This is a genomic window from Cryobacterium sp. TMT1-19, assembly GCF_004403055.1.
Taxonomy (GTDB): Bacteria; Actinomycetota; Actinomycetes; order Actinomycetales; family Microbacteriaceae; genus Cryobacterium; species Cryobacterium sandaracinum.
Genome location: NZ_SOHB01000058.1, coordinates 81,827 through 105,518 on the forward strand (window position 1 = coordinate 81,827; position 23,692 = coordinate 105,518).

Consider the following 23,692-nt stretch of genomic DNA (forward strand, 5'->3'; position numbering starts at 1 on the left):
GGTCGGCCGTGCCGGCCCGCATCATCCGTCAGCGGTGTGCGGGCCGGTTCGGCTTTTTTCGCGCCCGAAGGGGCTTATTCCTGCGGCAGGGTGTACTCGCCGGGCGCGGTGGCAATGGCGAGGCCGTCGGACAGCAAGCCCGCCAAAGCCCGGTCACGCTGGGGTGAGTCGGCCCACAGGTCGGTGATCTCGGCATCCGTCACCGGGTGCCGGGTGGCGCGAAGCTCGGCCATGATCAAGCCGCGCACCTTTCGGTCGCTGCCCTCGAACTTCTTCTGCACGGCTTTGCGCGGGCCGGAATAGGGCGGGTAGTCCGCCAGGCGCCAGGCGCAGGCGGCGCGGATGGGGCAGTCATCGCACCGGGGGATCCTGGCGGTGCAGACCACGGCGCCCAGCTCCATCATGCCGGCGTTGAATACGGCGGCGTCGCTCACGGGGAGTGGGAGCAGCGCGCTCATGGCGTCAAGGTCGCGGGTGCGGCTGGGTGGGGCCGGTTCGGCCTGGCCGGCCACGGCGCGCGCGATGACGCGCCGGGTGTTGGTGTCGACGACCGGATGCCGCAGGCCGTAGGCGAACGCGGCGACCGCCCTGGCCGTGTAGTCGCCGATCCCGCTGAGGGCCAGCAATGCCTCGACGTCGGCGGGGACCACCCCATCGTGCCGCTCGGTGATCTCCACCGCGGCCGCGTGGAGCCACAGAGCGCGGCGAGGGTAGCCCAGGTTTGCCCAGGCCCGCACCGCCTCGCCGGGCGGGACCGCCGCGAGGTCACCCGGGGTCGGCCAGCGCTCGAGCCACTCCGCGAGCCGGGGAATCACCCGGTTCACCGGGGTCTGCTGCAGCATGAACTCGCTCACCAGCACGCCCCAGGCGCCGAAGCCGTGCCGGCGCCAGGGCAGGTCGCGAGCATTGCCCCGGAACCAGGCGTTGATGGCGAGGCTGAGGGCAGGGGAGCCGGCTGCAGGAGCAAGCGTGAGCGTGAGCATGGCATTCACCGTTCTAATCTAGGCTCGAAAGATGAAGCTTGCCTCCACTCCCCGGATCGAGTTCCTGCGGGAACTCGTGACCGAAATCCTTGGCGTCTACGGTCTCGGTCGCACGGTCGTCGCCATCGACGGCACGGATGCCGCGGAGCGCGCCGCTTTCGCCGACGACCTGGCCGCCGTGTTCGATGAGCGGGAGCATCCGGTGTTCTCAGCCTCCCTGCGCGATTTCCGGCGGTCGCGCGCGGAGCAGGAGCGCTTCGGCCCGGAATCTCCCGAGCGGCTGCTGCGCCACCTGTACGACTTCTCGCTGCTGCGGCGCGTGTTGCTCGACCCGTTCCGGCTGGGTGGCAGCACCGGTTTCGTCACCCGGGCGTTCGATGCCGACCGGGATGCCTGGATCCAGCCCACCTGGCTGACCGGGCCGTCCGACGCCACGCTGATTCTCGACGGCGAGTACCTGAACCGCAAGGAGTTGCGCGACCTGTGGTCGTACAGCGTTCTGGTGGAGACGGAGGCGGACGCGGTGCGCTTCGGACCAGGCGGTGCCGAGGATACCGGCACGGTCACCGAACACGAGGTCGCCGACCGGCTGTATCGCGGCGAGGTGCGTCCGCGCAGCCGGGCCACGGCCATCGTCGACGTGAGCAACCCGGCCGACCCGCGCCGTGTGTTCCTCGACAGCTGCTGATCGGGGTCTCGGGTCACGGGTCGCGACGGTCAGTGGCGGAGCGCCGCGAACCGCTCGAGCACGTCGTACGGGGCCAGCGGCACCCCGCGTGCCTCGACCTCGTGCACGAGAGTGGTCAGCAGCTCGTTCACGGGCGCCCGCACGCCGGCCAGGGCGGCTTCCCGCACCACCGCGCCGTTGAGAAAGTCGACCTCGGTGAGCTGCCCGCGCTTCAGGCTCTGCTGCGTCGAACCCAGGTTCGGCACGTCGCCCATGCGGGCCTTCAGCCTCAGCGGCAGCACCTGGCCGAGGGCCGGCGGCAGCCGCGAGAAGGCTCTCAACGGCCGGTCGCCGAGCCCCTGCAGGCTGCCGAAACGCACCCCGCGCTTCATCCCCACCCCCACGGTCTCGCGCATGCTCTCGGTCATCACGCGGCGCAGCCCGGCGTGGTCGATGACATTCTGAACGCTCATCCCGGTGATCGCGGGTAGTGCGTTGAGCATGTTGACGACGAGTTTGGTCCACTGGGCGCCGACGAAGTTGTCGAGGGCGACGGTGGGCACGGCGCCGGCGAGCACGTCTCGCCAGACGAGCGTGGCGGCATCCGCGGCGCCGGTTCCCCGGCCCAGATAGGTGGGCGCGGCGGTTGTGATCGTCACCTGGCCGGGTGCCGCGTAATTCGCCGCGATGATCGACAGGGCGCCGAAGCAGTCCGAGCGGGGCAGCAGAGAGCCCGCGGTGATCACCCCGTCGAGGCCGTTCTGCACGACGATCACGGGGGAGCCATCGAGCACCCGGGCGTTCTCGCCGATGGCCGCAGCCGCATTCTGGGCCTTGGTGCAGACGAGCGTCAGCTGCGGGGTCCGGGCCAGACGTTCGAGCACGAGCGGATGCTGGCGTACGGTTCCGAAGGCCCCGGTCAGTGAAATCCCCTCGGCCCGGATGGCCGCCAGCGCCGGTCCGCGCGCCGTCACGGTCACCGTATGACCGGCCCGGGCGAGCAGGGTCGCGAACGTGCCGCCGAGGGCACCGGCTCCGATCACCGCAATATTCATCCCCCCAGCCTAGGTCGCGCCCGATGGGTCAGCGCCGGGCCGGGGCCGGATACCATGTCAAGAATGAACGAAGCATCCGGCGGGCCAGCCAGCGAACCGACAGTCGAACGGACGCCCGGGCAGCGGTCGATGAAGGTCGGCGCCACCGTCAGCGGACTCCTCCTGGTCGACAAGCCCCAAGGCTGGACCAGCCACGACGCCGTCGCCCGCACCCGCCGCCTGGCCGGCACCCGCAAGGTCGGCCATGCCGGCACGCTGGACCCGATGGCCACCGGCCTGCTGATCCTCGGCATCAACAGTTCCACCCGCCTGCTGACGTACGTCGTCGGCCTCGACAAGGAATACCTGGCGACAATTCGACTGGGTGCGTCGACGACGACCGACGACGCCGAGGGTGAAGAGCTGGCGCGGGCATCCGTCGACGCCGTGGCCGCCGTCACGCCGGAAGCTGTCGCGGCCGGAATCGGCGCCCTCACCGGCGCCATCGCGCAGCAGCCCAGCTCCGTCAGCGCCATCAAGATCGACGGCAAGCGCGCCTACGCCCGGGTGCGCGCCGGCGAGGAAGTGGACTTGCCGGCCCGCCCCGTCACCGTGAGCGCGTTCGAGATGCTCTCCCTGACCCCGGCCGACGGCTTCCTCGACCTCGAGGTGCGGGTGGAGTGCTCCTCCGGCACGTACATCCGGGCGCTGGCCCGCGACCTCGGCGCCGCCCTCGATGTCGGCGGCCACCTCACCAGCTTGCGCCGAACCCGGATCGGCCCGTTCGGCATCGACATGGCCCAGCCGCTCGCCGAGCTCGACGTCGCTGCCGGACTGATCGGCCCGACGGATGCCGCCACGCGCATCCTGGGACGCCTCGACCTGACAGAGCAGCAGGCCATCGACCTCGGACACGGCAAGCGCATCGCGGTGGACGGCGCAGTCGGCATCGACGCCGAAGCCGGCACGGCGGTGCCGGTCGGCCCGGTGGCCGCGGTCGCGCCGGACGGCCGGCTGGTCGGCCTGGTCGAGTACCGCGGCGACCACGCCAAATCCCTGCTCAACTTCCCGCCCGATCAGGTCGCCGATGCCCCGCAAACCGCGGCAGCCCCGAAGGCCACCGCATGATCGAGTGGTTCATGTGGCTCCAGTTGGCCATGGCCACCCTCGCCGGCCTGCTCTGCATCGCTCTCGGCCTGGCCGGGCGCAAACCCAGCGACCTCACCATGGGTGCCACCGCGCTCGTGGAGCTGCTGCTGATCGTGCAACTCGTCGTCGCGATCGTCGCCCCGCTCACGGGCAACACCGCGACCGGCAGCCTGCTCGAGTTCTACACCTACCTGATCAGCGCAATTCTTGTGCCCGTGGCCGCCGCAGCCTGGGCGCTGATCGAACGTAGCCGCTGGAGCACGGTCATCTTGGGCGTCGCCGGGCTGGGCGTCGCCGTGATGGTCTACCGCATGTGGCAGATCTGGACCGTCCAGGGCCTGTGAGATTCAGGGCCGAGAAGTCCGGCGCCCGTGAAATCAGATCCACGGATGCTGCGATAATTAGGAAGCCATGACCGCACAGCAGAGCAACGCCGCAAGGACGCCCGCCGAGACCGCTCGGCCGGCCCCGGTGACCGGCATCGGGCGCGTGCTGATCGCCGTCTACGGCCTCCTCGCGCTCGCCGCCACGGGCCGCTCCTTCGTGCAGATCGCCTCCAAATTCGCCGAGGCACCGTTGTCCTACTCACTGTCCGCGCTGGCCGCGGTCGTCTACATCGTCGCCACGGTGGCCCTGATCAGGAGCGGCGGACGCTGGCGCCGCGTGGCCTGGATCACGATCGGCTTCGAGTTCGCCGGCGTGCTGGTGGTCGGCACCCTCAGCCTCGTCGACCCGGCCCTGTTTCCGCACGACTCGGTCTGGTCGTTGTACGGCCGCGGCTACCTCTTCATCCCGCTCGTGCTGCCGGTCCTGGGCATGTGGTGGCTGTCCCGGAGCGGGAAGGTGCGCGAGTGAAGGTGCTGCGCGGCGTCGCCGACATCCCGGCCGACTGGCCGGCCTCCGCGGTCAGCATCGGCAAGTTCGATGGCGTGCACGCGGGGCACCGCGCGGTCATCGCCGAGTTGCAGGCACTCGCCGACAGCGACGGACTGGCCTCCGTGGTGGTGACCTTCGACCGGCATCCGCTCGCCGTGCTTGCCCCCCAGGAGTGCCCACAGACCCTGATCAGCACCGAACAGAAGCTTGCCTTGCTCGCCGAGACCGGCGTGCGCGCCACCCTCCTGCTCGAGTTCACCTCGGCGTTGGCCGCTCTTTCGCCCGAGGACTTCATTGAGAGCATCCTGGTGCAGGGGCTTCACGCGCGCACCGTGCTGGTCGGCCGCGACTTCCGGTTCGGCGCTCGCGGCGCCGGCGATGTGCACCTACTGCAGGAGCTGGGGGACCGGTTCGGGTTCACCGTGCGCCTGATCGACGACGTGAAACCAGACCGGATGCGCCGGGTCTCGTCGACCTGGATCCGCGAGCTGCTCTCCCGCGGCGAGGTCGGCGCAGCCACCACCCTGCTCGGGCACAACCCGACCGTGCGCGGCGAGGTCGTGCACGGCGCGAAGCGAGGACGCGAACTCGGCTTTCCCACGGCCAACCTGTCACCGGCGTCCGAGGGGCTCATCCCCGCGGACGGGGTCTACGCGGGCTGGCTGACGGATGCCGGTATCCGCTACCCGGCGGCCATCTCGGTGGGCAACAACCCCACCTTCGACGGTGTGGCGCAGAAGCAGGTCGAGGCCTTTGTGCTCGACCAGGACATCGACCTGTACGACCATGTGGTGGAGGTGTCCTTCGTCGAACGTATCCGCGGCATGGTCGCGTTCACTGGAATCGAACCGTTGATCGTGCAGATGCACGACGACGTGGAAAAGGTCCGCGGCATCCTGGCCTGACGCGGGCATCCTGGCCTGACCGGGCATCTCGCTGTTGAGAGTCGGCTACTTGGTCGGGCCGCTGCTTTTCGGGCTGCTGCACCAGCTGACCGGCGGCTGGACCTGGCCGCTCGCCTTCCTGATCGGCGCCGCCCTGGCCGCTACGCTCGCCGGCGCCGTGCTGTCCTGCCCGCTCAGTGCCCCGCTGCCCGCCCAGTGCCCTGCGCGGCCTGCCGAATTCGACGGAGATTCTGGCGAAAAAACGGGTGAGACCGGTCTCAATGCCGGTCGAGAGCAAAATCTCCGTCGAATTGGTTCAGGGGCGGGCGGGCGGGCGGGCGCGCGGGCGGGCGCGGGTGCCTCAGGCGACCAGATCGGCGCGGTGGATGAGCGCCGCGGCGCCGATCAGTGGGCCGTCACCGGAGAGAGCGGATGCGACGACGCGCACCCGGGTCGCGAAGGAGAACACCGTGCGCTCGGCGACGGCCGCTCGCACGTAGTCGAACAGGTCCGGCGTGACGTGTGAGAAGCCGCCGCCGATCGCCACCACGTCGAGGTCCACGAGGTTCGTCGCGGAGGCGATCGCCTGGCCGATGGCCTGGCCGCAGCGCTTGACCGCACTGATCGCGATCGGGTCTCCCGCGGCGTACGCGGCCGAGAGGTCTTCGCCGGTGAGGCCCGACCAGCCCTCGGCGCGCGCCCAGGCCACGGTGCGCGGTCCGGATGCGACGGCCTCGAGGCATCCGGTGCCGCCGCAGGCGCAGGCGTCGTCGAACCCGCCGACTTCGATGTGCCCGATGTGCCCGGCGTTGCCGGTGGGCCCGGAAACGGTGGACCCACCCAGGATCAGGCCGCCGCCGACGCCGGTGGACACGACCATGCCCATCAGGCTGTCGGCGCCCCTCCCGGCGCCGAGCCAGTGCTCGGCGAGCGTGATGCAGAGGCCGTCCAGGCGCAGGCGCACGGGCGCCTCGGGGACGAGGGCCGCGACACAGTCCCGTAAGGGGTAATCCCGCCAGGCCGGCAGATTCAACGGAGAGACTGTGCCCGTGTCCACGGTGATCGGTCCGGCGGTGCCGATGCCGACGCCGAGGAGGGCGTCTCCGGCCGGCAGGCTCGCTCGGGCGCGGGTGACGACGGTCCGTACACTGTCCGCGAGTTCCTCGGCGGTTTTCACCGGGCCGGTGGGGGCGCGGTGCCGGCTGGTGGCGAGCACGACCCCCTGCTCGTCGACGAGTGCGGCTTCAACCTTGGTGCCGCCGAGGTCGACGGCGAGAGCGTAGCTGGTGGGCATGACATCAGCCTAGGGCGTGCAGAGTTGCAGGGTCGATGCTCGAACGCGCAGATGAGCAACATGACCAACAGGCGTTGATCGGGGGAGACCGGCGACTTAGGCTGGACCCGAACGGAACGGAGCACCATGACGGACACCGACGAACTCTTATCCATTCGCGCGGCCGAGCTCTACTATGAGGAAAACAAGACGCAGGACGAAATCGGCACCGTTCTCCGCCTCACCCGCTGGAAGGTGGGCCGGCTCCTCGCTCAGGCCAAGGCCAGTGGCTTCATTCGCATCGAAATCGTGCACCCGCGCGCCCGTCGCCTCTCCATCGAACGCCGGCTGCGCGAGACCACGCAGCTGACGGATGCCATCGTCGTCTCCTCCGCCGGCGTCTCCACTGACGAGGAACTCCAGTCCCGCACCGCCCAAGCTGCCGCCGACTACCTCACGGGCCTCCGCCCGGTGCCGCGAACGTTCGGCATCAGCTGGGGCCGCACCCTGCACGAGGTGTCGCTGCACCTGACCCAGGGCTGGGCCAGCGGCGTCAACGTCGTGCAGATCAACGGCGGAGTCAGCCTCAACCGGCGCGCCGGCACCGCAGCCGCGACGGCCGTCACCATCGCTCACAAGGCCTCGGGGGCGGCGACGCTGCTGCCGAGCCCCGCCATCCTCGAGCGCCTCGACACCAAGACCGCGATCGAAGCCGACCGCTCCGTCGCCGCCGTGCTGAACCTCGGCGCCGCGGCATCCGCCTACCTGTTCAGCGCCGGCCAGGCCGACCAAAACTCGGCTCTCGTCGACAGCGGCTACCTCACCGCGGAACAGGTCGCCGAGCTCGTACGCAAGGGCGCGGTCGGCGACATCGTCGGCCGGTACATCGACAGCAACGGCAACATCGTCGACCCGGAACTCAACGGCCGGACCGTCGGCATCCAGCTCGAAGCGCTGCGTCACGCGAAGACCGCCATCGCCGTGATCACCGGAGGCTCCAAACACTCCATCGCCCGCGCCGTCGTCGGCAGCGGCCTGTGCACAGTGCTCGTCACCGACGAAGACACCGCACTCGCCATCCTCGGCGAAAACGCATGACCGCACCCCGACCGCAAGGACAATTCATGACTACCAGCCAAACGGCCATGGCCCAGCTGAACACCGGGGAACGCGCCCTGGCGCTCATCGGCGGCGAAGCCACGGATGCGAATCTGCGGCGTTACCTGCACGGCATCCCCGGCATCGACGCCGTCGGCTTGGAGCAGCGTGCCTCCGACCTCGGCACCCGCTCGATCAAGACCAGCTCGAAGAAGTGGGCGATCGACAAGATCATCAGCCTGATCGACCTCACCACCCTCGAGGGGGCCGATACCCCCGGCAAGGTGAAGTCCCTGGTCGGCAAAGCCCTCACGCCCGACGCCGGCGACCTCAGCTGCCCTCGCGTGGCCGCGGTCTGCGTCTACGGCGACATGGTGCCGCACGCCGTCGCCGCTCTCGGCTCCGCGCACTCCGCGGGCACGGATGCCGGCGTGAACGTCGCCGCCGTCGCGACCGCGTTCCCGAGTGGGCGCGCGTCCCTCGCGATCAAGCTGGCCGACGTGCACGACGCCGTCGCGGCCGGCGCCGACGAGATCGACATGGTCATCGACCGTGGTGCGTTCCTGTCCGGCAGGTTCGGCCAGGTCTACGACGAGATCGTGGCGGTCAAGCAGAGCTGCCGCCGTCCCGACGGCAGTTTCGCCCACCTCAAGGTGATCCTCGAGACCGGGGAGCTCACTACCTACGACAACGTGCGCCGCGCGTCGTGGCTGGCCATCCTGGCCGGCGGCGACTTCATCAAGACCTCCACCGGCAAGGTGCCCGTCGCGGCCACCCTGCCCGTGACCCTCTCCATGCTCGAGGTCGTGCGCGACTGGCATCGCCTCACCGGGGCGAAGGTCGGTGTGAAGCCGGCCGGCGGCATTCGTACGTCTAAAGACGCCACCAAGTACATCGTGACCGTCGCCGAAACCGTGGGCGAGGAATGGCTCACGCCGAGCCTGTTCCGGTTCGGGGCGTCGAGCCTGCTGAACGACGTGCTGATGCAGCGCCAGAAGATGACCTCCGGACACTACTCCGGCCTTGACTACGTGACGATCGATTGAATCTCGACAAGCTCGATCACCGACAACTCGATCAACCTTGATTGGAATAACCATGAGCTTTCTTGACTACGCTCCGGCCCCGGAGTCCCAGGCCGTGCTGAACCTTCGGGGGGACTACGGACTCTTCATCGACGGGGAGTTCGTCGCCGGTCGGGGTGAGCCGTTCCAGAGCATCAACCCGGCCACCGAGAAGCAGATCGCAATGATCGCCCACGCCGACGCGGCGGATGTCGACGCGGCGGTGGCCGCCGCCCGTCGCGCCTACGACAAGACCTGGTCGAAGCTCTCCGGCAGCGATCGCGGCAAGTACCTGTTCCGCATCGCCCGCCTTGTGCAGGAGCGGGCCCGTGAGCTTGCCGTCGCCGAGACCCTCGACAACGGCAAGCCGATCAAGGAGAGCCGCGACGTCGACGTGCCTCTGGTTGCCGCCTGGTTTTTCTACTACGCCGGCTGGGCCGACAAGCTCGACCACGCCGGGGTCGGCCCCACGCCGTCCGCGCGGGGCGTCGCCGCCCAGGTGATCCCGTGGAACTTCCCCCTGCTGATGCTGGCTTGGAAGATCGCCCCGGCCCTCGCCGCCGGCAACACGGTCGTGCTCAAGCCGGCTGAGACCACCTCCCTGACCGCGCTGCTGTTCGCCGAGATCCTGCAGCAGGCCGACCTGCCCGCCGGCGTTGTCAACATCGTCACGGGCGGCCGCGACACCGGCAAGGCCCTCGTCGGGCACCCCGGCGTCAACCTCGTCGCGTTCACCGGCTCCACCGGCGCCGGCCGGGCCATCGCCCGCTCGGTCGCCGGAACCGACAAGAAGGTCATCCTCGAGCTCGGCGGCAAGGCCGCGAACATCGTCTTCGACGACGCGCCCATTGACCAGGCGATCGAGGGCATCGTCAACGGCATCTTCTTCAACCAGGGCCACGTCTGCTGCGCGGGCAGCCGCCTGCTCGTGCAGGAGTCGATCCACGACGATGTCATCGACCGCCTCAAGGCGCGCCTGTCTACGCTGCGCCTCGGCGACCCGATGGACAAGAACACCGACATCGGCGCCATCAACAGCGCCGAGCAGCTGGCGCGCATCCGGGAGCTCACCGACATCGGCGAGCAGGAAGGCGCCGAGCGCTGGAGCCCGGACTGCGTGCTGCCCGAGGCCGGCTTCTGGTTCAGGCCGACCATCTTCACCAACGTCTCCACCAGCCACCGCATCGCCCGTGACGAGGTATTCGGCCCGGTGCTCTCCGTGCTGACTTTCCGCACCCCGGGCGAGGCCATCGCCAAGGCGAACAACACGCCGTACGGACTGTCCGCCGGAATCTGGACCGAGAAGGGCAGCCGGATGCTGGCCGTCGCCGACAAGTTGCGTGCCGGCGTGATCTGGGCGAACACGTTCAACCGCTTCGACCCGGCCAGCCCATTCGGCGGCTACAAGGAGTCCGGCTACGGGCGCGAGGGCGGCCGCCACGGGCTTGCCGCATACCTCAAGCCCGCCGCCGGTCGCGCGGCCGCGCGCACCGTGACGGCCGCGCCCGCGGCATCCATCGCACCGGCCGTTGCTTCGCCGGCCGCGGAGAAGACCCCCGTTTCCCGAAAGAAGGCAGCCAAGTGACCCGCCTCGCCGTTCCCAAGACCTACAAGCTCTACCTCGGCGGCAAGTTCCCGCGCAGTGAGTCGGGCCGGGTCTACGAGATCCGTTCCCACGACGGGGAATTCCTCGCCAACGCCGCGAAGGCCAGCCGCAAGGATGCCCGGGACGCCGTCGTCGCCGCCCGCTCGGCCCTCGGCGGCTGGGCCGGCGCCACGGCCTACAACCGCGGCCAGGTGCTTTACCGCATCGCGGAGTTGCTCGAGGGGCGCCGGGCCCAGTTCGTCGCCGAAATCGTGCAGTCGGAAGGCGTGAGCACCGCGGCAGCATCCGCCCAGGTCGACGAGGCCATCGACCGCTGGGTCTGGTACGCCGGCTGGGCCGACAAGTACCTGCAGGTGGCCGGCAACGCCAACCCGGTTTCGGGACCCTACTTCAACCTCTCGGTGCCGGAGCCCACGGGCGTCGTCGCCATCATCGCGCCGCAGACCGGGGGTTCCCTCCTCGGTCTCGTCAGCGCGGTCGCCCCGGCGCTGGTCTCAGGCAACACCGTGGTCGTCGTCGCGAACGAGGCCATGCCGCTCTCGGCGATCAGCCTGGGCGAGGTGCTCGCCACTAGTGACGTGCCCGGCGGCGTAGTCAACATCCTCACCGGGTCTCCCGCCGAGATGGCGCCGTGGCTGGCCAGCCACGCCGACGTCAACGCCCTCGACCTGGTTGGCGCCGGCGATCTCGACTGGATCCACCTCGAGATCGACGCGGCCGAGACCCTCACCCGGGTGCTGCAGCCCGAGAACGGTCCGGATGCCGCGAGTCCCTCCCTGGCGCGCGTCCTGGCGTTTACCGAAACGAAGACGATCTGGCACACGAAGGGCCTGATCTAGCCCGCGCCAGCCGGGCTACGCCTCGTGCGGCCGCTCGGTGTCGTCGTCGCGCAACAGGTCTTCCAGGGCCTGGTCCACCTCGTCGAGGACCGGCTCAACCCCGGCTGCCGAGCTGGTCAGGCGGGCCACGAGGGCCTGTGGGTCGTCGAGGTCCGCTGACGAGGGCAGAAGGTCCGGGTGGGCCCACAGCTCGTCGCGCTTCTCGTTGCCCACGGCATCCGTCACGGCCTGCCACAGGGCGGCGGCCTCGCGCAGGCGCCGGGGGCGCAGCTCGAGCCCGACCAGGGTGGCGAACGCCGACTCGGCGGGCCCACCGGATGCCCGGCGCCGCTTCACCGTCTCGGCGATCGCGTCCGCGCGGGGCAGCCGGCTCGTGGCCTCGAGGGTGACGACATCGACCCAGCCCTCGATCAGGGCGAGCATCGTTTCGAGCCGGGAGAGCGCGGCCAGCTGGGCCTCGCTCTTCGGCGGGATCAGCGAGCCGTTGACCATGGCGGCGCGCAGTTCTTCCGGGTTGGCCGGGTCGAAGCCGTCGGCCAGCTGCTCGAGGCGGCTTGAGTCGATGTGGATGCCGCGGGCGAAGTCGGTGATCGAGCTGATCAGGTGCAGGCGCAGCCAGCGGGAGTGGCGGAAGAGGCGCGCGTGGGCGATTTCGCGCACCGCGAGGTAGATCTGCACCTGGTCGGCGGGAACGTCGAGGCCTTCCCCGAACGCGGCCACGTTCTGGGGGAGCAAAGCGGCCTGCTGGTCGCTGAGCAGAGGGATTCCGACGTCTCCACCGGAGACGACTTCGCTGGACAGCTGACCCACGACCTGGCCGAGCTGCATGGCGAACAGGGTGCCGCCGATGCTGCGCATCACCTGGCCGGCACCGGCCATCATGCCCTTGAGCTCTTCCGGGGCCTGATCGGTGAGCACCCGGGTCAGGGAGTCGGAGATGCTGGTCGCGACGGGCTCGGCGAGCTGGGTCCAGAGCGGCATGGTCGCGGAGACCCATTCCTTACGGGTCATCAGGCGCGGAGGGGTGGTGAGCTCGGCGACCGAGATCACCTCGTCCAGCCAGAGGGAGGCGATGTGGAATGCCTGGTCGAGGGCGGCGCGTTCGGCCGAGGTCACGTCGAGCTGACTCTGAGCCGCGCGCTCCTGGCCCTGGTTGAGGGCGGCATCCCAATTGATGGATCCGTCGCCGCCGCCGCGCAGAGCACCCTGCAACTGATTCATCAGCGCGGATATGCTCGCCGGGTCGCTGGGAAGCCCCGCCGCGCCGGCCAGCTGGCTCGGGTCGATGGACGACTTCCCACTCAGGATGTCGCGCAGCATGTCCCGAAACTCATCTTCGGGATTGTGACCCTCGTCGGGTCGGGAGTCGTCGTCGGCCACTTCAGGCACCTCTCAGTCGCGTCCTCCTACGCTAGCCGGAGATCCCCGGCGCGGACTGGGAAATGACCTACGCTGGTAAACCGGTGTCCGCCTGCCGCGAACAGCCAGCACAATCCCTGGAAGGAGACCGGTGGCCCTCTTCACCGATCACCCAGTACAGCCGCCCGACCGATCCGCGCGCGCCGTCGGGGCAGGCTGGGTGGTGCTCGGGATCGCGATGGTCATCGGCCTCATCCTCGCCGTGACGCCGTCACCGTATGTGATCGAGAAGCCAGGACCGGTCTACAACACCATCGGCACGGCCGAACAGGACGGCAAGCAGGTGCCGCTCATCTCCATCTCCGGCGAACCCGTTTACCCGACCGAGGGCAGCCTCGACCTGCTGACCGTGTCACTGGTGGGCAACCCCGACAACCGGCCGAGCTGGCTGACGGTCGCCGCCGGCTGGCTCGACCCGAACCAGGCCGTGATCCCGATCGAGTCGGCGTTCCCGCCCGACGTGAGCACGAAGCAGCGCGAGGAGCAGACCCAGGCGCAGATGGTGAATTCGCAGCAGGATGCGATCGCCGCCGCTCTGACCAGCCTCGACTATGACTACCCGACGATCCTCTCGGTCGTCTCCCTGCCGGGCGACTCGCCCGCCGAGGGAGCCATCGAAGCCGGCGACGAGGTGGTCTCGGTGAACGGTGAAGAGGTCGCTGACATCACGGCCCTGCGGGACGCGCTGACGCGAAACGGTGTCGACGACGCCGCCTCCATCGGAATCTTCCGGGACGGCGCCAGCGAGACGGTGCAGGTCACCCCGGTTGAATCGGGCGACGCCGTCGTGGTGGGCATCAATGTGACGAGCGACTACGACTTCCCCTTCGACGTCACGATCGAGCTCGACTCGGTCGGCGGGCCGAGCGCGGGCATGATGTTCGCCCTCGGCATCATCGACACGCTCACCTCCGGCTTTATTCAGGGCGGTGCGGATGTCGCCGGTACCGGCACGATAAACCAGGCCGGCGAGGTGGGTCAGATCGGCGGTATCCGACAGAAGCTGATCGGTGCCGACCAGAGCGGCGCCGATTGGTTTCTCGCGCCCGCCGACAACTGCGACGAGGTCACCGGGCACGTGCCCGACGGGATGACGGTCTTCTCCGTTGACACCCTCGACGACGCGCTGGCCGCGCTGGACGCCATCCGCACCGGTTCGGACACCGACGCACTGGAGCAGTGCGCACTCGGCTAACCCCGGGTCGCTGCCCAGCGAAAGTGCGGCTTTCGTTCGGGGCGGCTGTCTAGAATGAACGTTGACCGCCGATTTCGAGATCAAGAGGCCAATTCGTGACGTCACAACAAGCCCGTAGTGCTCCCGCGCCACAGCGCAGCCGTGCTCCCCTTGCCATTACGGCAGCGATTATCGCGGGGCTGGTGATCATCTTCTTCGTTTTCGCCGGGCTCTATGCCGACGTTCTCTGGTTCGACCAGCTGGGTTTCCTCACCGTGCTGACCACGCAGTGGTTCGCCGGTGCCGTGCTGTTTCTGATCGGGTTCGTAGCGATGGCGGTCCCCGTCTGGGCGAGCATCCAGATCGCTTACCGCTTGCGGCCGGTCTATGCGAAGCTCAACTCGCAGCTCGACCGCTACCAGCAGGTCATCGAGCCGCTGCGCCGCCTCGCCATGTACGGCATCCCGGCTCTGCTGGGTCTGTTCGCCGGCGTTGCCGCGGCCACCCGCTGGCAGGTCGTTCTGATGTGGCTGAACCGCACGGACACCGGCCGAGTTGACCCCCAGTTCAAACTGGACATCTCGTTCTACCTGTTCGATCTCCCCTTCCTCCACTCCGTGCTCGGCTTCGCGTCGGCCGTGGTGCTCATCTCGGCCCTCGTCGCCGCGGCTACGAGCTACCTGTATGGCTCGATCAGGGTGAGCGGGCGCGAGGTCATCGTTTCCAAGGCCGCCCGCATCCAGATTGCCATCACGGCAGCCCTCTACCTGATGCTGCAGGCCGTGAGCATCTGGCTCGACCAGTACTCCACGCTGACCAACACCAACGACATCATTACCGGCGCCGGCTACACCGACGTGAACGCCACGATTCCGGGCCGCGCCATCCTGGCCGGAATCGCCGCCGTCGTCTCTATCCTGTTTCTCCTCACGGCCTTCATCGGCCGCTGGCGCCTGCCCATTGTCGGCACCGCGCTGTTGATCGTGAGCAGCCTCCTGCTCGGCTCGCTGTACCCGTGGGTCGTGCAGCGCTTCCAGGTGGTGCCGAGCGCCAAGACGCTCGAAGAACCCTATATTCAACGCAACATCGACCTCACCCGCGACGCCTACGACCTGGCGGATGTGGAAGAGATTCCGTACAACGCGAGCACGACGGCTGAGCCCGGCGCCCTGCGCGCCGACGCTGAGACTACCGCTAACATCCGCATTCTCGACCCTGCTCTGGTCAGCGACGCGTTCTCCCAGCTCGAGCAGTTCAAGCAGTATTACCAGTTCCCGAAGAACCTCGACGTCGACCGGTACACGATTGACGGCAAGTCCCAGGACACAGTGGTCACCGTGCGCGACCTCAACCTGGCCGGCTTGAACGCCGGCAACACCTGGGTTAACTCGACCGTGGTCTACACGCACGGCTACGGCGTCGTGGCGGCCTACGGCAACCAGCGCTCGGCCGACGGCCAGCCCGTGTTCCTCGAGTCCGGCATCCCGACCACCGGGTCATTGCCCGACTATGAGCCGCGGATTTACTTCGGCGAGACATCGGCGCCGTATTCCATCGTGGGTGCGCCCAAGGACAGCAAGCCGGTCGAGCTCGACTACCCGTCGGGAACGGATGGCGCGCAGCAGACCTATACGACCTTCGACGGCGACGGCGGGCCGAAGCTCGACAGCGCATTCAGCAAGTTGATCTACGCGCTCAAGTTCCAGTCGGAGCAGATCTTCCTGGCCAACGCCGTGAACGAGAAGTCTCAGATCCTCTACGACCGCGACCCGGTCACCCGGGTGCAGAAGGTGGCTCCGTACCTCACCCTCGACTCCGACGCCTACCCGTCGATCGTCGACGGCAAGGTCAAGTGGATCGTCGACGGCTACACCACCTCGGCCGACTACCCGTACTCCACCTCCGTGGGCCTGAGCGACGCGATCGCTGACACGGAAACGCCCCCGCAGCCATTCGCGCTCGACAACATCAACTACATGCGAAACTCGGTCAAGGCCACGGTCGACGCCTACGACGGCAAGGTCACCCTCTACGCCTGGGACGACGAGGATCCGTTGCTCAAGACCTGGCAGAAGATCTTCCCGACGACCGTCAAGCCGATGTCCGAGATGAGCGGCGACCTGATGAGCCACGTTCGCTACCCGGCGGACATGTTCAAGGTGCAGCGCCGGGTTCTGGGCAAGTACCACGTCACCGACCCTGGTTCCTTCTACTCGGTCGACGACGCCTGGACGACGCCGAACGACCCGGTGTCGCCGTCGACGAACACGACCCTACAGCCGCCCTACTACCTGACCATGCAGGTTCCGGGCCAGGAGAAGCCGGCCTTCTCGCTGTACACCACGTTCATCCCGGACGCGAGCGGCGCGACGAGCCGAAACGTTCTGACCGGCTACCTCGCGGTAGACGCGGATGCCGGATCGACCGACGGGAAGCGGGCTGAAGGCTACGGCAAGCTCCGCCTGCTTAACCTGCCGAAGGACGTGACCGTGCCCGGCCCCGGCCAGGTGCAGGCGAAGTTCAACGCCGACCCGACCGTGTCCACCCAGTTGAACCTGCTCAAGCAGGGCCAGTCGAAGGTGCTCAACGGTAACCTGCTCACCGTGCCTGTGGGTGGCGGCCTGCTTTACGTGCAGCCGGTCTACGTGCAGTCCACGGGTGAGACCAGCTACCCGCTGCTGCAGAAGGTGCTCGTTGCCTTCGGAGACCAGATCGCGTTCGAGGACACGCTGGACAAGGCGCTTGACGTGCTCTTCGGCGGCGACTCCGGCGCCAGCGCCGGAGACACCGATGTGCCGCCGTCCGTGACGCCCGTGGAGGGCGAGGCCCCTGCCGAAGGCGAAACCACCCCGTCGACCTCGACCGGTGACCCCGCGACGGATGCTCAGCTGAAGTCGCTCCTCGCCGTGGCCAAGCTGGCCGTCACCGAGAAGCAGGCGGCCCTGACGACCGGTGACTTCACCGCCTACGGGGTAGCCGACAAGAGACTGAACGACGCGATCGCCGAGATGCTGGTGCTGCTCGACCAGTAGCAAGTCGTTCGCCGCTTCATCCGCTGCGCGGGTGCTGCGCCGTTTCGCCGGGGGCACGCCTCCCGCGGAACGGCGCGGCATCCGCGTTCCGCGGGCAGGGCCGGCCGATTCCGCAGCCCGTGTGGTCGGACCGCCCCGGAGGCTGTGGTAAATTGGAACGCGTAGCGCGGGGTGGAGCAGTTCGGTAGCTCGCTGGGCTCATAACCCAGAGGTCGTAGGTTCAAATCCTGCCCCCGCAACCAAGGGCGTTTCAGGCAATGCCACCGTGATTTTCATCACATACACAGAAGGGCCGGCTCAGCAGAAATGCTGCACCGGTCCTTCTGCTTTAACTCAGAGGGGCCAGTAAATGTCCGGACTTTTCAGAGAAAGTGTCGGGGAGGCCATCACCCTTACTCCACATTCATCAGGGCCGTAGTTCGACTACCCGATCCGGATCGTCTGGGCGACGCTCGGCACCCCGTTAGCGTCCATGGCGAACAGGAGATAATGCCCGGGGACCACGACTCCCGGATCGGACGGAATCGTCAGGGATGCGGTATTGCCGGTTACGCCGGTGGGCGTGAGTGGGATGCGACGCTGGTCAGTGTTGATCGAGTGGGTGACTGTGCTCATGCGGATGAGGGAGAACGCTGGTGTGGGCCCGGACGTCGTTACCTGGATGGTGGAACCCCGCACTGCAGCGGTAGGCGCCGTGGTGATCGATGGACGAGGGCGGGCGGTGCCGTCGGCGTTGAGCAGGTAGGGCGGGGTGAATATCTGCCCGTCCGGGTGGTTGGTCGTGCAGGTGCCGCAGAGGCCGCCACCGCCGACGAAGACCCGGGCATCAGGCAGCAGTAGCCCCACGCTGTGATATGTGCGCGGCGCAGTCATCGGCGCGAGCGCGGTGAACTTGCCTGTCGCCGGGTTCCAAACCTCAGGCGCCATGGCGGCCGTTGCGTCCGAGAACGGCTTCGCGTACGCCTGACCGCCCAATGCCAGAACCTGTCCGTCGGGCAGCACGACGGAGTTCAAGAAAGCCCGTCGCGCCGCCATGTCGCCGGTTCGCGTCACCTTGACACCATTGTTGATGTCGATTGCATAGGCCCGCGCGGTCGCGTCACTGTCCTGGTACGCGGGCGAGCCACCGAGGGTGAGTATCTTGCCGACGTCGTACATGACCGCATTTCCGTTCATCGCGTCGCCACTGTCGGCCCGGAGACCAAGATCCTGAACAGCGCTGGTGCTGCTGGTCGTGTACATGTTCATCCGACGGCTCGGGCCGGCATGGAACACCTTCCCGTCGGCCACCGCGAACAGCCACGCGTGGTTGTCGGATCGGAACACCCCTTGCGGGTCGTTCGTCAAGATCGGTGCGACAGGCGCGTTGGCCAGCCCGCGCCACCCGGCGCTAGTCGACCAGATTTCACCGTTCTTACCGCCCTGGCCGCCCGCCCAGGAACCGCCGAGAAGGAACACCTCCCCATTGGAGAGCGTGACGTTCGACTGATAGGCGCGCGGGATGTTCATGGGTGTGGCGGCTGACCACGTGTTGTTCGCCGGGTCGTAGATCGTCGACGAGGCGGCGTTGCTCCCCCCGCTGATCAGGATCCTGCCGTCCGGGAGGATGGACACCCCGGGGCAGAACATGTCGTGCCCCGTATTAGCGACAGTAAGCGGGGTGACCACGCCGGTGTTCAGATCGAGGATGGCGGTCTGGGTCTTGCCGTTGGCCCCGCCGAAGGTCGTGTTGGAGTACGAGGACCAGGTGAGCACTTTGTTGCCGGGCAAGAGGGCTGCCGCCGCGGGAACCAGCGGGAAACCGATCGTCGCACCCCAGCTTCCTGTCGACCCCGTGGGGGTCGAAGCGGGCGGCGGCGCTGAGAGGGAGCGACCAATCACGTTCAGCTCCGCCGCCGTGGTCCACTGTCCGCGATTGCCGGCCTCGGTCGTCGCGGTCAGGCGAACGTATCGCGCCTGAACAGCCGGGAACGTGAGGGTCTTCGCCTGGCTGTTGTCAGCCCAGGTTCCGCTGGCGACCGGTGCACTCCAGCTCGTTCCGTCGGAGCTCACGGCGATGGCGTATTGGCCGATGGTGCCGTTCCGGGACGTGCCGGACCTCGGGGTGTAGGTGAAGCCGGAGACCTCGTTGATCGCCCGCATGTCGAGAACAATGCTGTGCGGCAACGGGATCAACGTGGGGGAGTACTGGGAGTGCCAGATCGTGGTGAGGTTGCCGTCGAGCACGTTCGCGGCGCCGCCGCTTTCGCGGGTTGTCTCCTGGTCGCTCGCCGTCACTATCCAGCCGGTCCGGGTGAGCGCCGCCGGCGCTGGCGCGGATGGGGGCGGCTGGGTGGTGCCTGTTTCTGCGATCAGATGGAGTTCGGCGGCGCTGGTCCAGGGGCCGCGGTTACCTGCCTCCGTGATCGCGGTCAGCCGGATGAAACGTGTCGCCACAGGGGTGAATCCCGTCGTCTTCTCCAACGCGTTGTCGGCCCAGGTTCCTGTTGCGACGGCGGCACCCCAGTTCGTGCCATCCGGGCTGGCATGGATCTCGAAACGGCCGATTCGTCCATTCGAACTGCTTGTGCGCGGCAGGTACTTCAGGGCTGCGACGGTGTCGGTTTTGTGCATGTCGATGGTGATCGAATGGGGCAGCGGCACCGCGGTTCCGCTCCACTTACTGTGCCAGTAGGTCGAGGCGTTGCCGTCGAGCACGTTGGCGGCTGCGCCGTTCTCACCGGTGGTTTCCTGGTCACTCGCGGTCACGGTCCACCCTGTGCGCGGCAGCGGAGTGGACGAGAGGGCGGCCGGAGCCAGAGCCGTCTCGACATTCATCTTTGAGTGAGCGTCGGCCGGGGCGGATGCACCGGTGTAGTCGGTGAGCAAGAGCGCACCAGCGATGATCACAGTGAACATGACGGCGAGAAGCCGGGCAGCAGTCGGGTTGCGGCGCATGCGGAATACCTCGTTGGGTACTGGGGGAAGGTGCAGGCACTGCTGATAGAACCCCAGATCCACCGTCAATGGAAGGGTGTGGGGAGAGCAATTCGACGAACGTCGACATCCCCGGCACAGCGTCGCGCGCGGTCGCCCAGGAAGTCCGGAATCAGTTTCCGGACTTGTCGCCGAAGCCTTCGGCATAAGCGGCGGTGTCGGACAGGACTTCTGTGAGAACGGTCACGGGTGAATCTCTCTCTATCGAAAGCGGTTTCAGGAGTACCCAGAGCGTGGCCACCACCTCTGAGGTCTGACCATGCGTTTCACAACCCGAGGCTGTGGTAAGTTTGTTCTTGCAACGCGGGGTGGAGCAGTTCGGTAGCTCGCTGGGCTCATAACCCAGAGGTCGTAGGTTCAAATCCTGCCCCCGCAACCATCAGCCCCCGGAACCACACGGTTCCGGGGGCTTTTTTGTGTCTGGCACACGTGGCTGTGCGCCGAACGAATCGTCACGAAGGAGTCACTCATGCCACTGGTTCGAATCGATCTGAATCGAGCGGGCCCCCAGTCCAGTAAGTTCGATATGCATCAGGTCACCGGCGAACCCTCGCTGTTTCAGGCCGCCGCACGACAGTCGGGAACAGTTCAGACATGAAGCTCAAGATCAGCCTGCTGGCCGTTTTCGGTGTCGCGTCGCTGGCGCTGACGGGGTGCACCGCCACGGAAACGGATGCCGACGGGGGAGCGGCAGGGGAGCCGGTCACCATCGCCGTGGTGACCCACGGCACCGCGGGCGATTCCTTCTGGGACGTCGTCAAGAGCGGCGCCGAGCAGGCAGGCACCGACCTCGGAGCCACGGTCACGTATCAGGGCGACGGCGACCCGGTCAAGCAGAGCCAGCTGATCGAAGCGGCCATCGCGGCCCAGCCCGACGGGCTCATCATCTCGATGGCGAACCCCGACGGCGTGAAGAGCGCCGTCGAGAAAGCCGTTGCCGCCGGCATCCCAGTGATCACCATCAACTCGGGCCTGGAGAAGTCCGTCGAATTCGGCGCCCAGACCCACGTCGGCCAGAGCGAGTTCATCGCGGGCCAGGGAGCCGGCGAACAGCTGGCCGCCGCCAACGTGACCAACGTGATCTGCATCATCCACGAGGCCGGCAACTCGGGGCTCGAAGAACGCTGCACGGGTGCCGCCGACACGGTCGGCGCGGACGTCAGCAACGTGCAGGTCGACGTCGCCAACCTCGCGGATGCCCAGAACACCATCAAGAGCAAACTCCTGGCCGACCCGTCCATCGACGCCGTCCTCACCCTGCAGACCGGGGTCGCCGTGGCCGCGAGCCAGGCTATCGACGAGGCGAAAAGCCCAGCCACGCTGGCCACGTTCGACGTGTCCGCCGACGTGACCCGGCTCATCCAGGGCGGCAAGATGCTGTTCGCGGTCGACCAGCAGCCTTACTCCCAGGGCTACCTGCCCGTGACCTTCCTCACCCTGCAGAAGCGCAACGGCGACGTCGTCGGCGGCGGGCTGCCGGTCTATTCAGGCCCGGGCTTCGTGACGAAGGACAACGCGGCCCAGGTCGCGAAGTTCGCGGAGAACGGCACGAGATGACCGTCGCTGTGGGCGCGGGGATCGATGAACGGCCGACGAGGGCGCATCCGCTGCATACCCTGCTGCGCAGGCCCGAGGTCGGCGCGCTCGTGGCGGCCCTGGCGATCTTCCTCTTCTTCTCGCTCTACACGCAGGCGTTCCTGACCCCCGCGGGCATCTCCACCTGGCTCTACTCGGCCTCCCTGTTCGGCATCATGGCCGTGGCCGTCGCCCTGCTCATGATCGGCGGGGAGTTCGACCTCTCGGCGGGCGCGATGACGGGCACCACGGGGCTCATCGTCGGCGTGGTCACCACTCAGTGGGAGCTGAACATCTGGCTCGCCCTCGTGCTGGCCCTCGCGGTGGCGCTCTTGATCGGCGCCGGCAACGCCTGGGTCGTCATGAAGACCGGCCTGCCGAGCTTCATCGTGACCCTCGCGGCCTTCTTCATCCTGCAGGGCTGCAACCTGGCGTTGACGAAACTCTTCACGGGCAGCGTCGCCATTCAGGGGATGGGGGCGGTGCTCGGGTTCGACCAGGTCAAGGTCTTCTTCGGCTCCTCGTTCCCGTTCCTGGGCATGGACGTCAAGATCTCGATCGTCTGGTGGATCGCGCTCACCGCGCTGGCCACCTGGGTGCTGTTGCGCACCCGGCCCGGCAACTGGATCTTCGCCGTCGGCGGCCAAGTCACGAGCTCCCGGCAGGTCGGCGTTCCCGTGTTCAAGGTCAAGCTCGGGCTGTTCATGACCACGGCCGGTGCCGGCTGGCTCGTCGGCATGCTTCAGCTCTTCGACGTGTCGACCGTGCAGGCCACGACCGGGGTCGGCCAGGAATTCATCTACATCATCTGTGCCGTCGTGGGCGGATGCCTGCTCACCGGCGGTTACGGATCGGCGATCGGCGCGGCCCTTGGAGCCCTGATCTACGGGATGACCCTGCAGGGCATCGTGTTCGCCCAGTGGGACAACAATTGGCTCAAGGCATTTCTCGGCGGGATGCTGCTGCTCGCCGTGCTGGTCAACCTGCTCGTTCGCCGCCAGTCCGGGGTGCGCGCATGACGCCGGCCCCGATCCGTCCGGAGCCGATCCTCGAGGTGCGCAACATCGGGAAGTCCTACGGTTCGGTGCGGGCGTTGGCGGGCGTGTCGGCATCCGTCGGCGCCGGGGAAGTGCTCTGCGTGCTGGGCGACAATGGCGCGGGCAAGTCAACGTTCATCAAGATCCTCTCCGGTGCCCACCAGCACTCGGAGGGCACCCTGCGCGTCTTCGGGGTGGAGCGCCGATTCGCGCATCCGCGGGAGGCGCTCTCCCTCGGCATCGCCACCGTCTACCAGGACCTGGCCGTGGTGCCGTTGATGCCGGTGTGGCGCAACTTCTTCCTTGGTTCCGAGCTCACCCGAGGCCGAGGCCCGCTGCGGCGCCTCGATGTCACCGGCATGCGGGCCACGACCAATCACGAGCTCGCCCGGATGGGCATCAACCTGCGCGACGTGGACCAGCCGATCGGAACGCTTTCCGGCGGGGAACGGCAATCCGTCGCCATCGCACGCGCCGTGCATTTCGGGGCGAAGGTCGTCATTCTCGACGAGCCCACGTCGGCCCTGGGGGTCAAGCAGGCCGGGGTGGTGCTTTCGTACATCGCCCGGGCCAGGGACCGCGGGCTCGGCGTCGTCTTCATCACGCACAATCCGCACCACGCCTATCCGGTCGGCGACCGTTTCCTGCTGCTGCAGCGCGGCACCAGTATGGGCGATTTCGCCAAGAGTGAGATCACGATCGAAGAGATGACCGCGCTGATGGCGGGAGGGGCCGAACTTGAGGCGCTGGCCCACGAACTGGAGCGTGCGTAGGGCCTGAGATGGCCGCCCCGTCGCCACGCGGGCGGTGGAAAGGCGCTGATTCATTCGTTTATATCTACGAAACTAGTATTCAATATTTGTGAGCTACTCTCGACTTCAGGTTCTAGTCAGGGTAGAATTATCCCGTGACCAACCTCCTGGAACACCCCGAAGCGGATGCCGCGCACGGCCTGTCCGCGGCGGCTCGGGCGGTCGCGGAGCTGCATGCTCTCGCGGCGGGGCTC

Annotated in this window: 19 protein-coding genes and 2 tRNA genes; 16 read left to right on the top strand and 5 right to left on the bottom strand. The window is 67.8% G+C overall.

Translation table 11 applies throughout. From position 1 onward, the window contains the following. Window positions 1–74: 74 nt before the first annotated feature. Window positions 75–983, bottom strand: a complete 909-nt coding sequence (locus tag E3T40_RS14335; RefSeq protein ID WP_134544404.1) for an A/G-specific adenine glycosylase — start codon at window positions 981–983, stop codon at window positions 75–77. Window positions 984–1,014: 31 nt separating this feature from the next. Here E3T40_RS14335 and E3T40_RS14340 point away from each other — a divergent pair, with 31 nt between their 5' ends. Further along, a complete protein-coding gene (locus E3T40_RS14340) occupies window positions 1,015–1,671 on the top strand; it encodes a hypothetical protein (RefSeq protein WP_104193743.1) in 657 nt (218 codons plus the stop codon). A 29-nt stretch (window positions 1,672–1,700) separates the two neighbouring features. On the opposite strand, the gene E3T40_RS14345 is transcribed toward E3T40_RS14340, so the two are convergent. After that, complete coding sequence (locus E3T40_RS14345; protein ID WP_134544381.1) at window positions 1,701–2,705, bottom strand: ketopantoate reductase family protein; 1,005 nt, start codon at window positions 2,703–2,705, stop codon at window positions 1,701–1,703. Window positions 2,706–2,834: 129 nt separating this feature from the next. On the opposite strand from E3T40_RS14345, the gene truB reads away from it, so the two are divergent. The 4 genes from truB (at window position 2,835) to E3T40_RS14365 (ending at window position 5,614) form a co-directional block, all read left to right on the top strand. Next, window positions 2,835–3,812 (top strand): tRNA pseudouridine(55) synthase TruB, encoded by a 978-nt coding sequence (truB, locus tag E3T40_RS14350; protein WP_104171553.1) that lies wholly within the window; start codon window positions 2,835–2,837, stop codon window positions 3,810–3,812. Beyond that, window positions 3,809–4,177: a hypothetical protein gene (locus E3T40_RS14355; RefSeq protein ID WP_104171535.1), complete on the top strand. Its 369-nt coding sequence runs from the start codon at window positions 3,809–3,811 to the stop codon at window positions 4,175–4,177. The genes truB and E3T40_RS14355 overlap by 4 nt, the downstream gene beginning before the upstream one ends. 67 nt (window positions 4,178–4,244) lie before the next feature. Then, the gene (locus tag E3T40_RS14360; protein WP_104171536.1) at window positions 4,245–4,688 is read left to right on the top strand and encodes a hypothetical protein; all 444 of its coding nucleotides are present in this window, start codon (window positions 4,245–4,247) and stop codon (window positions 4,686–4,688) included. Continuing rightward, the gene (locus E3T40_RS14365; RefSeq protein WP_104171537.1) at window positions 4,685–5,614 is read left to right on the top strand and encodes a bifunctional riboflavin kinase/FAD synthetase; all 930 of its coding nucleotides are present in this window, start codon (window positions 4,685–4,687) and stop codon (window positions 5,612–5,614) included. Before E3T40_RS14360 ends, E3T40_RS14365 begins: the two co-directional genes overlap by 4 nt. Window positions 5,615–5,954: 340 nt before the next feature. Here the strand turns inward: E3T40_RS14365 and E3T40_RS14370 are convergent, their stop codons facing one another. Next, on the bottom strand, window positions 5,955–6,887 hold the full coding sequence (locus E3T40_RS14370; protein WP_134544384.1) for an ROK family protein: 933 nt from the start codon (window positions 6,885–6,887) through the stop codon (window positions 5,955–5,957). Between the two features lie 126 nt (window positions 6,888–7,013). Between E3T40_RS14370 and E3T40_RS14375 the strand changes: the two genes are divergently transcribed. Genes E3T40_RS14375 through E3T40_RS14390 form a run of 4 tightly spaced genes read left to right on the top strand, consistent with a single transcriptional unit; the run spans window position 7,014 to window position 11,473 of the window. Then, window positions 7,014–7,964 carry a sugar-binding transcriptional regulator gene (locus E3T40_RS14375; RefSeq protein ID WP_104171539.1) on the top strand — a complete coding sequence of 317 codons (951 nt, stop codon included), beginning with the start codon at window positions 7,014–7,016 and terminating at the stop codon, window positions 7,962–7,964. Between the two features lie 26 nt (window positions 7,965–7,990). Further along, window positions 7,991–9,010 carry a deoxyribose-phosphate aldolase gene (gene deoC / locus E3T40_RS14380; protein WP_104171540.1) on the top strand — a complete coding sequence of 340 codons (1,020 nt, stop codon included), beginning with the start codon at window positions 7,991–7,993 and terminating at the stop codon, window positions 9,008–9,010. Between the two features lie 52 nt (window positions 9,011–9,062). Then, window positions 9,063–10,613, top strand: a complete 1,551-nt coding sequence (locus tag E3T40_RS14385) for an aldehyde dehydrogenase family protein (RefSeq protein ID WP_134544386.1) — start codon at window positions 9,063–9,065, stop codon at window positions 10,611–10,613. Further along, complete coding sequence (locus tag E3T40_RS14390; protein ID WP_104171541.1) at window positions 10,610–11,473, top strand: aldehyde dehydrogenase family protein; 864 nt, start codon at window positions 10,610–10,612, stop codon at window positions 11,471–11,473. Before E3T40_RS14385 ends, E3T40_RS14390 begins: the two co-directional genes overlap by 4 nt. A 15-nt stretch (window positions 11,474–11,488) precedes the next feature. Here E3T40_RS14390 and E3T40_RS14395 read toward each other — a convergent pair whose 3' ends face one another. Next, the gene (locus E3T40_RS14395) at window positions 11,489–12,853 is read right to left on the bottom strand and encodes a zinc-dependent metalloprotease (RefSeq protein WP_370287935.1); all 1,365 of its coding nucleotides are present in this window, start codon (window positions 12,851–12,853) and stop codon (window positions 11,489–11,491) included. 130 nt (window positions 12,854–12,983) lie between these two features. Here E3T40_RS14395 and E3T40_RS14400 point away from each other — a divergent pair, with 130 nt between their 5' ends. The 3 genes from E3T40_RS14400 (at window position 12,984) to E3T40_RS14410 (ending at window position 17,340) form a co-directional block, all read left to right on the top strand. Then, on the top strand, window positions 12,984–14,087 hold the full coding sequence (locus tag E3T40_RS14400) for a PDZ domain-containing protein (RefSeq protein WP_134544389.1): 1,104 nt from the start codon (window positions 12,984–12,986) through the stop codon (window positions 14,085–14,087). Between the two features lie 95 nt (window positions 14,088–14,182). Then, window positions 14,183–17,098 (top strand): UPF0182 family protein, encoded by a 2,916-nt coding sequence (locus E3T40_RS14405; RefSeq protein WP_174843675.1) that lies wholly within the window; start codon window positions 14,183–14,185, stop codon window positions 17,096–17,098. A 165-nt stretch (window positions 17,099–17,263) separates the two neighbouring features. Beyond that, window positions 17,264–17,340, top strand: a tRNA-Met gene (locus E3T40_RS14410). Window positions 17,341–17,521: 181 nt separating this feature from the next. Here the strand turns inward: E3T40_RS14410 and E3T40_RS14415 are convergent. Next, a complete protein-coding gene (locus E3T40_RS14415) occupies window positions 17,522–20,035 on the bottom strand; it encodes a discoidin domain-containing protein (RefSeq protein ID WP_198412008.1) in 2,514 nt (837 codons plus the stop codon). A 341-nt stretch (window positions 20,036–20,376) separates the two neighbouring features. On the opposite strand from E3T40_RS14415, the gene E3T40_RS14420 reads away from it, so the two are divergent. The 4 genes from E3T40_RS14420 (at window position 20,377) to E3T40_RS14435 (ending at window position 23,459) form a co-directional block, all read left to right on the top strand. Then, window positions 20,377–20,453, top strand: a tRNA-Met gene (locus tag E3T40_RS14420). A gap of 215 nt (window positions 20,454–20,668) precedes the next feature. Further along, window positions 20,669–21,631 (top strand): sugar ABC transporter substrate-binding protein, encoded by a 963-nt coding sequence (locus E3T40_RS14425; RefSeq protein ID WP_104193738.1) that lies wholly within the window; start codon window positions 20,669–20,671, stop codon window positions 21,629–21,631. Continuing rightward, window positions 21,628–22,668: an ABC transporter permease gene (locus E3T40_RS16620; protein WP_104193737.1), complete on the top strand. Its 1,041-nt coding sequence runs from the start codon at window positions 21,628–21,630 to the stop codon at window positions 22,666–22,668. The genes E3T40_RS14425 and E3T40_RS16620 overlap by 4 nt, the downstream gene beginning before the upstream one ends. Further along, window positions 22,665–23,459, top strand: coding sequence for an ATP-binding cassette domain-containing protein (locus E3T40_RS14435; RefSeq protein WP_104171545.1), 795 nt, complete (start codon window positions 22,665–22,667; stop codon window positions 23,457–23,459). The genes E3T40_RS16620 and E3T40_RS14435 overlap by 4 nt, the downstream gene beginning before the upstream one ends. Window positions 23,460–23,692 lie beyond the last annotated feature (233 nt).